6 protein-coding genes are annotated in these 7,950 nt (G+C 68.5%); all 6 read left to right on the forward strand.

All coding sequences use genetic code 11. The features are described from left to right. The first annotated feature begins 110 nt into the window (after positions 1-110). The 6 genes from carB to MKL09_RS09020 all read left to right on the forward strand — a co-directional run bounded on the left by carB (position 111) and on the right by MKL09_RS09020 (position 7,888). Positions 111-3,584, forward strand: a complete 3,474-nt coding sequence (gene carB / locus MKL09_RS08995) for a carbamoyl-phosphate synthase large subunit (protein ID WP_244019621.1) — start codon at positions 111-113, stop codon at positions 3,582-3,584. Positions 3,585-3,674: 90 nt separating this feature from the next. Continuing rightward, a complete protein-coding gene (gene greA / locus MKL09_RS09000; RefSeq protein WP_244019630.1) occupies positions 3,675-4,151 on the forward strand; it encodes a transcription elongation factor GreA in 477 nt (158 codons plus the stop codon). A 4-nt stretch (positions 4,152-4,155) separates the two neighbouring features. Continuing rightward, positions 4,156-4,656 carry a hypothetical protein gene (locus MKL09_RS09005; RefSeq protein WP_244019622.1) on the forward strand — a complete coding sequence of 167 codons (501 nt, stop codon included), beginning with the start codon at positions 4,156-4,158 and terminating at the stop codon, positions 4,654-4,656. 33 nt (positions 4,657-4,689) lie between these two features. Beyond that, on the forward strand, positions 4,690-5,739 hold the full coding sequence (locus MKL09_RS09010; protein ID WP_244019624.1) for a mitochondrial fission ELM1 family protein: 1,050 nt from the start codon (positions 4,690-4,692) through the stop codon (positions 5,737-5,739). 14 nt (positions 5,740-5,753) lie between these two features. Further along, a complete protein-coding gene (gene trxB, locus MKL09_RS09015; protein ID WP_244019626.1) occupies positions 5,754-6,734 on the forward strand; it encodes a thioredoxin-disulfide reductase in 981 nt (326 codons plus the stop codon). A 263-nt stretch (positions 6,735-6,997) separates the two neighbouring features. Continuing rightward, on the forward strand, positions 6,998-7,888 hold the full coding sequence (locus tag MKL09_RS09020; RefSeq protein ID WP_244019631.1) for a LysR family transcriptional regulator: 891 nt from the start codon (positions 6,998-7,000) through the stop codon (positions 7,886-7,888). Positions 7,889-7,950: the final 62 nt, after the last annotated feature.

A 7,950-nucleotide genomic window follows, 5' to 3' on the forward strand; every position in this document is an offset into this window, starting at 1 on the left:
GGTCGCCCGTGTAAACGCGGCGTTCAACGACAATCCCGCCACGCGCGTCTGGGAGCAGGGCCGATCCGAGCCGTGCCCGACCGGGCGCGCTTGGCCTGAAAAGGCCGCAGATGCCCAAGCGCACCGACATCTCCTCGATCCTCATCGTCGGTGCGGGGCCGATCATCATCGGGCAGGCCTGCGAGTTCGATTATTCCGGGACCCAGGCCTGCAAGGCGCTCCGCGAGGAGGGCTACCGGATCGTCCTGGTGAATTCGAACCCGGCGACGATCATGACCGATCCGGACATGGCGGACGCGACCTATGTCGAGCCGATCACCCCGGAGATCGTCGCCAAGATCATCGAGAAGGAGCGCCCGGACGCGATCCTGCCGACCATGGGCGGCCAGACGGCGCTGAACTGCGCCCTGTCGCTGCAGAAGATGGGCGTGCTCGCCAAGTACGGCGTGCAGATGATCGGCGCCACCGCCGAGGCCATCGACAAGGCCGAGGACCGGAGCCTGTTCCGGGACGCCATGACCAAGATCGGGCTCGACACCCCGAAATCGGCGCTGGCCAACGCCTCCGCTGCCAAGAAGGCCGACCGCGAGAAGTTCCTGACCGAGATCGCCAAGATCGAGGCCGCCAACCCCGACCAACAGGCGCGCGCCGCGGCGGTCGCGGCTTTCGAGCGCAAGTGGCAGTCCGGAGAATCCGAGCGGCGCAAGCGCTACGGCGAGCACGCCCTCGGGCAGGCCCTGATCGCGCTCGCCGAGGTCGGCCTGCCGGCGATCATCCGCCCGTCCTTCACCATGGGCGGCACCGGCGGCGGCATCGCCTACAACCGGGAAGAGTTCCTGGACATCGTCGAGCGCGGCATCGACGCCTCGCCGACCAACGAGGTCCTGATCGAGGAGAGCGTGCTCGGCTGGAAGGAATACGAGATGGAGGTCGTCCGCGATAAGGCGGATAACTGCATCATCGTCTGCTCCATTGAGAACATCGACCCGATGGGCGTGCATACCGGCGACTCGATCACCGTCGCCCCGGCCCTGACGCTCACCGACAAGGAATACCAGGTGATGCGCGACGCATCGCTGGCGGTGCTGCGCGAGATCGGCGTCGAGACCGGCGGCTCGAACGTGCAGTTCGCGATCAACCCCGAGAACGGGCGGATGATCGTGATCGAGATGAACCCGCGCGTCTCGCGCTCCTCGGCGCTCGCCTCGAAGGCCACGGGCTTCCCGATCGCCAAGGTCGCGGCCAAGCTCGCGGTCGGCTACACGCTCGACGAGATCGCCAACGACATCACCGGCGGCGCGACCCCGGCCTCGTTCGAGCCGACGATCGACTACGTCGTCACCAAGATCCCGCGCTTCGCCTTCGAGAAATTCCCGGGCGCCGAGCCGACCCTGACCACCGCCATGAAGTCGGTGGGCGAGGCGATGGCGATCGGCCGCTGCTTCGCGGAATCGCTGCAGAAGGCCCTGCGCTCGCTGGAGACCGGGCTGACCGGCCTCGACGAGATCGAGATCGAGGGGCTGGGCCGCGGCGACGACCACAACGCCATCAAGGCGGCGCTCGGCGTGCCGACGCCGGACCGGCTGCTGAAGATCGCCCAGGCCCTCCGGCTCGGCGTCAGCCACGCGGAGGTCCACGCCTCCTGCAAGGTCGATCCGTGGTTCCTGGAGCAGATCCAGGCGATCGTGGACCTGGAGAACCGGGTGAAGGCGCACGGCCTGCCGCGCACCCCCGGGGCGTTCCGCCAGCTCAAGGCCGCGGGTTTCTCCGATGCGCGTCTGGCCGTGCTGGCGAAGACCGAGGAGGCGGACGTGCGCGCCCTGCGCCGCTCGCTCGACGTGCGTCCGGTGTTCAAGCGCATCGACACCTGCGCGGCCGAGTTCAAGGCGCCGACCGCCTACATGTACTCGACCTACGTGGCACCCTTCGCCGGCACGGTCGTCGATGAGGCGCGGCCGACGGACGCTAAGAAGATCATCATCCTCGGCGGTGGCCCCAACCGGATCGGCCAGGGCATCGAGTTCGACTATTGCTGCTGCCACGCCTGCTACGCGCTGTCGGAGGCCGGCTACGAGACCATCATGGTCAATTGCAACCCGGAAACGGTCTCGACCGACTACGACACCTCGGACCGGCTCTATTTCGAGCCGCTGACTGCCGAGGACGTGCTGGAGATCATCGAGACCGAGCGGCAGGCCGGCACCCTGCACGGCGTCATCGTCCAGTTCGGCGGCCAGACGCCGCTTAAGCTCGCCCGCGCCCTGGAAGCGGCCGGCGTGCCGATCCTCGGCACTTCACCGGACGCGATCGACCTCGCCGAGGACCGGGACCAGTTCAAGCGGCTCCTCGACAAGCTCGGCATGAAGCAGCCGAAGAACGGCATCGCCTACTCGGTGGAGCAGAGCCGGCTGATCGCCTCCGAGCTCGGCCTGCCCTTCGTGGTGCGCCCGAGCTACGTGCTGGGCGGCCGCGCCATGGCGATCATCCGCGACGAGAGCCAGTTCGCCGACTACCTGCTCGGCACGCTCCCGAGCCTGATCCCGTCCGACGTCGTCGCCCGCTACCCCAACGACAAGACCGGGCAGATCAACACGGTGCTGGGCAAGAACCCGCTGCTGTTCGACCGCTACCTGTCGGATGCCGTCGAGATCGACGTGGACGCGGTCTGCGACGGGAAGGACGTGTTCATCGCCGGCATCATGGAGCACATCGAGGAGGCCGGCATCCACTCGGGCGATTCCGCCTGCTCCCTGCCGTCGCGCTCGCTCTCCCCGGAGACCATCGCCGAGCTGGAGCGGCAGACCACCGCGATGGCGCTGGCGCTGCAGGTCGGCGGCCTGATGAACGTCCAGTACGCGATCAAGGACGGCGACATCTACGTGCTGGAGGTGAACCCGCGCGCCTCCCGCACCGTGCCGTTCGTGGCCAAGGTGATCGGCGAGCCGATCGCCAAGATCGCCGCCCGGGTCATGGCCGGCGAGAGGCTCGCGAGCTTCGGCCTGAAGCGCAAGGAGCTGGCCCATATCGCCGTCAAGGAGGCGGTGTTCCCGTTCGCCCGCTTCCCGGGCGTCGACGTCCTGCTCGGACCGGAGATGCGCTCCACCGGCGAGGTGATCGGGCTCGATGCCAGCTTCGGCGTGGCCTTCGCCAAGAGCCAGCTCGGCTCGGGTACGCAGGTGCCGCGCTCCGGCACGGTGTTCGTTTCGGTGCGCGACGCCGACAAGGCCCGGATCCTGCCGAGCGTGAAGCTCCTGTCCGACCTCGGGTTCTCGATCCTGGCGACCGGCGGGACGCAGAAATTCCTGGTCGAGAGCGGCGTGCCGGCCGAGCGGGTGAACAAGGTTCTGGAGGGCCGGCCGCACGTGGTCGACTCGATCAAGAACGGCGACATCCAGCTGGTGCTCAACACCACCGAGGGTGCCGGCGCGCTCTCGGACTCGCGCTCGCTCCGGCGCGCGGCCCTCTTGCATAAGGTGCCGTATTACACCACTCTAGCCGGCGCGATGGCGGCGGCCGAAGGGATCAAGGCCTATCTAGAAGGCGATCTCCAAGTCCGCGCCCTGCAAGAATACTTCGCGGCCTGAGCCTCAGGGTCCCGCTGACTTAACTTCGTGGCCCGGGGAGAGTGCTTCACTCTCGGCCGGGCCTCTTCATTGTGGCGCGAGACGATGACGATAGACAAGGTTCCGATCACGGTGCGCGGATTCGCAGCCCTCGAAGAGGAGCTGAAGCATCGCCAGCAGGTAGAGCGCCAGCGCATCGTGGCGGCCATCGCCGAGGCCCGCGCGCACGGCGACCTGTCCGAGAACGCCGAGTATCACGCCGCCAAAGAGGCGCAGTCCCACAACGAGGGGCGCGTGATGGAGCTCGAGAGCATGATCGCGCGCGCCGAGATCATCGACGTGGCGAAGCTGTCGGGCAACAAGATCAAGTTCGGCGCCACCGTGAAGCTCGTGGACGAGGACACGGAGGAGGAGAAGACCTACCAGATCGTCGGCGAGCCCGAGGCCGACGTGCATGCCGGGCGCGTCTCGATCACGTCGCCAATCGCCCGCGCCCTGATCGGCAAGGGTGTCGGCGACACCGTCGAGGTCACGACGCCGGGCGGCGGCAAGTCCTACGAGGTCGTCGGCGTCCAGTTCGGCGGCTGAGCCGATGATCACGCGTCTCTGGGGCCGGCTCGCCGGCCTCCTGCTCTGCGGCGTCGCGGGGGCCGCGGCGGCCGGCGACTTCCCGCCGACCGCCCTGTTCTCGGATGTCCGTGTCGACGTGCGGCCCCTGCGGGCTGCCGGCGCCGGCCTCCAGGCCGAGGCGCTGGCCGCCGACCTGACCGAATCCCTGCGCAAGACCTTCGCCGAGCGGATCGGCGGTCGCGGGCCGCGCCTGGTGGTCGTGGTGAAGGCCCTGTCGCTGCGGCCCTATGTCGGCGGCGGCGCGTTCCGCGGCCGGGGCGGCAACTTCGAGACCGACTATCTCGAGGGCGAGGCGCTTCTCGTCGGTCGCGACGGACAGGTGCTCGGCCGGCATCCCCAGATGACCGCGACGCCGTCGAGCTATGGCGGTGCGTGGTATGCCCCGGACTTCGAGGCACGACGTCTGGCGGTCATCGCCGATATCTACGCCCAGTGGCTCGCCCGCGATCTGCCGCGGAATTAGCCCGCTGCCGGCCAGCGGTGTAAGGCGTTTCCGATGAGAAGCATCGACGTGCCGGAGGCGAAGCCCGCCCCGACGGCTCAGCCCTCTGCGCGGCGTGAGCCCCTTCGCGAACTGTCCCAAGCCTGGGCCTGGATCATCACCGACGGCAAAGCCGGCGACGAGAACCAGTGCGTCGGCATCGCCGAGACCCTCGGGATCCCATTCGAGATCCGCCAGGTCCCGGCCGCCGGGCCGTTCGGCTGGATCGCCCCCTGGGGTCCGATCGATCCGCGCGAGAGCCCGCGCCGCCGCAACGGCGCGCTGTCGGGACCCTACCCCGACCTGCTGATCGCCTCGGGTCGCCGGGCCGTGCCGTATCTCCGGGCGCTGCGCAGTGCGACCGAGGGGCGGACCTTCACGGCCTTCCTCAAGGATCCGCGGACCGGCGCGGACAGCGCGGACTTCATCTGGGTGCCGGATTACGACGACCTGCGCGGCCCCAACGTCTTCACCACCCTGACCGCGCCCCACCTCGTCACCGCCGCCCGGCTGGCCGCGGCCCGGGCCAACCCGGATCCGCGGCTCGCCAGCCTCGACGGTCCCCGGGTGGCGGTGCTGGTCGGCGGCGACAGCCGGCACTTGAGCTATCGCAAGACCGACATGCAGCGCCTCGTGGCCGAGCTGCGCGGGTTGATCGATCAGGGGTGTCGCCTGATGGTGACGATCTCCCGCCGGACGCCCAACCCGCTGCGCGACGCGGTCAAGACATTGACCGCCGAGACCGGCGGCTTCCTCTGGGACGGCACCGGCGACAACCCTTACGTCGCCATGCTGGCGCTCGCCGAGGCGATCGTGGTCACTTCGGATTCGGCCAACATGGTCAGCGAGGCGGTGGCGACCGGCGCGCCGGTCCTGCTGTTCGACCTACCGCGCACCTATATCCGGCACCGGCGGATGTTCGCCGGATTAGCGATCGCGGGTGCGCTGCGGCCGTTCACCGGTCGCTTAGTCGACCTGCCGTACAAGCCGATCGACGCGACGCCGGTGATAGCCGAGGCGCTCGCCAAGGCTTACGATGCGCATCGCGTTGCGGGACTGACCTGAAGGAAGCGAGAGAGATGGCCCACACCCACGCCAAGCTCGTGATCGTCGGCTCCGGTCCCGCCGGCTACACGGCGGCGATCTATGCCGCCCGCGCCATGGTCGAGCCGCTGCTGATCTCCGGCTTCCAGCCCGGCGGCCAGCTGATGATCACCACCGATGTCGAGAATTACCCGGGCTTTGCCGAGGCGATCCAGGGGCCGTGGCTCATGGAGCAGATGCGGCTGCAGGCCGAGCATGTCGGCACGACAATCGTGTCGGAATACATCACGGCGGTCGATCTCAAGCAGCGGCCGTTCCGGCTGGAAGCCGATTCGGGCGAGACCTATTCCTGCGATGCCCTGATCATCGCCACCGGCGCTCAGGCGAAGTGGCTTGGCCTGCCCTCCGAGGCGGCGTTCCAGGGCGGCGGCGTCTCGGCTTGCGCGACCTGCGACGGTTTCTTCTTCCGCGGCAAGGAGGTCGTGGTGGTCGGCGGCGGCAATACCGCCGTCGAGGAGGCCCTGTACCTCGCCAACATCGCCAAGAAAGTCACGGTCGTGCACCGCCGCGACAGCTTCCGCGCCGAGCGGATCCTTCAGGAGCGGCTGTTCAAACACCCGAACGTCGAGGTGCTGTGGCACCGGGAGGTCGCGGAGATCTGCGGCGTCCAGAAGCCGGCCCCCGGGGTTACCCATATCCGGCTCAAGGACCCGCGCTCGGGGGAGATCAGCGAAGTGCCGGCCGACGGCATTTTCGTGGCGATCGGCCACCAGCCCGCCACCTCGATCTTCGAGGGCCAGCTGCCGATGCGCCACGGCGGCTACCTGTCGGTGAAGCCCGGGACCACCGAGACCGAGATCCCCGGCGTGTTCGCCGCGGGCGACGTCACCGACGACGTCTACCGGCAGGCGATCACGGCCGCCGGCATGGGCTGCATGGCGGCCCTGGAAGCCGAAAAATTCCTCGCCAATCTCGAGATCGGCGAGACGCCGCTCCAGGCCGCCGCCGCGGAGTGAGACCACGCAGCGCGGACCGCTCCGCGCTGTTGGACCAAAGTCCTGTCAACAAGTTCGCGATCTGAACGCTTGCGTCCGACCATGCGCCCGGCGCATAGGGGTTCTGACCGGGCAGGGCTGCACCGATTGCATGCCCCTGGAGCGCCGGCCGCGTCCTCTTGGCGTCGGCCGCGCACGTATCGCCCGGTGAATCGCCGGATGCAGCAGGGGCTCGCTTCGAGCCGGGCATCGGGTGCGGATTCGCAGTGGTGGGGGTTCTCGCCTTGGATTGGGACAAGATCCGGATCTTTCTGAACGTCGCAGAGGCGGGCAGCTTCACCAAGGCGGGCGACGATATCGGCCTCAGCCAGTCGGCGGTGAGCCGCCAGATCAGCGCCCTGGAGCGCGAGCTGAAGGCGCCGCTGTTCCACCGCCACGCCCGAGGCCTGATCCTCACCGAGCAGGGCGACCTGCTGTTCCGCGCCGCCCGGGACATGAAGCTGCGGCTGGAGAACACCCGGGCTCGCCTAGTGGAGACCTCTGAGCGGCCAACCGGCGATCTCAAGGTAACCACCACCGTGGGCCTCGGCACATCGTGGCTGTCGCAGCGGGTCGGCGAGTTCCTCGACCTCTACCCGGATGTCCGGATCGAGCTGATCCTGACCAACGAGGAACTCGATCTCGCCATGCGGGAGGCCGACGTGGCGATCCGCATGCGCCGCCCGGCCCAGCCGGACCTGATCCAGCGCCGGCTATTCACCGTGCATTACCATGCCTACGCGAGCGTCGATTACGTCAAGCGCTTCGGCGAGCCCAAGAGCATCGAGGAACTCGACGATCACCGCCTGATCTCGTTCGGCGGCAACGAGCCGTCCTACCTGCTGGCGGCCCACTGGCTGGCCGATGCCGGACGGGAGGGCCGCGACCGACGCAGCGTCCACCTGACGGTGAACAACATCGGCGCGCTCCAGAAGGCTATGGAGGCCGGCGCCGGCATCGGCATCCTGCCCGACTATGCGGTGGACGGCGACCAGCAGCTCACCCAGGTCCTGCGCGATACCGAGATGCCGAGCCTGGAGAGCTACCTGGTCTATGCCGAGGAGATGCGCTCGGTCGCCCGGGTGCAGGCGTTCCGCGACTTCCTGGTCTCCAAGGCCCAGCGCTGGACCTACTGACCGACCGCTGTCCGCGAAAGGTCCGGTTTCAAAAGGTCTTCGACCTTTTGCGGGTGCAGGGC

It is taken from the genome of Methylobacterium sp. J-048, assembly GCF_022829515.1.
GTDB lineage: Bacteria > Pseudomonadota > Alphaproteobacteria > Rhizobiales > Beijerinckiaceae > Methylobacterium.

What these genes read in the sequence shown, in the direction of transcription:
- carB (WP_244019621.1), top strand. Translation starts at nt 111, where the DNA reads ATGCCCAAGCGCACCGACATCTCCTCGATCCTCATCGTCGGTGCGGGG.
- MKL09_RS09005 (WP_244019622.1), top strand. Translation starts at nt 4,156, where the DNA reads ATGATCACGCGTCTCTGGGGCCGGCTCGCCGGCCTCCTGCTCTGCGGC.
- MKL09_RS09010 (WP_244019624.1), top strand. Translation starts at nt 4,690, where the DNA reads ATGAGAAGCATCGACGTGCCGGAGGCGAAGCCCGCCCCGACGGCTCAG.
- trxB (WP_244019626.1), top strand. Translation starts at nt 5,754, where the DNA reads ATGGCCCACACCCACGCCAAGCTCGTGATCGTCGGCTCCGGTCCCGCC.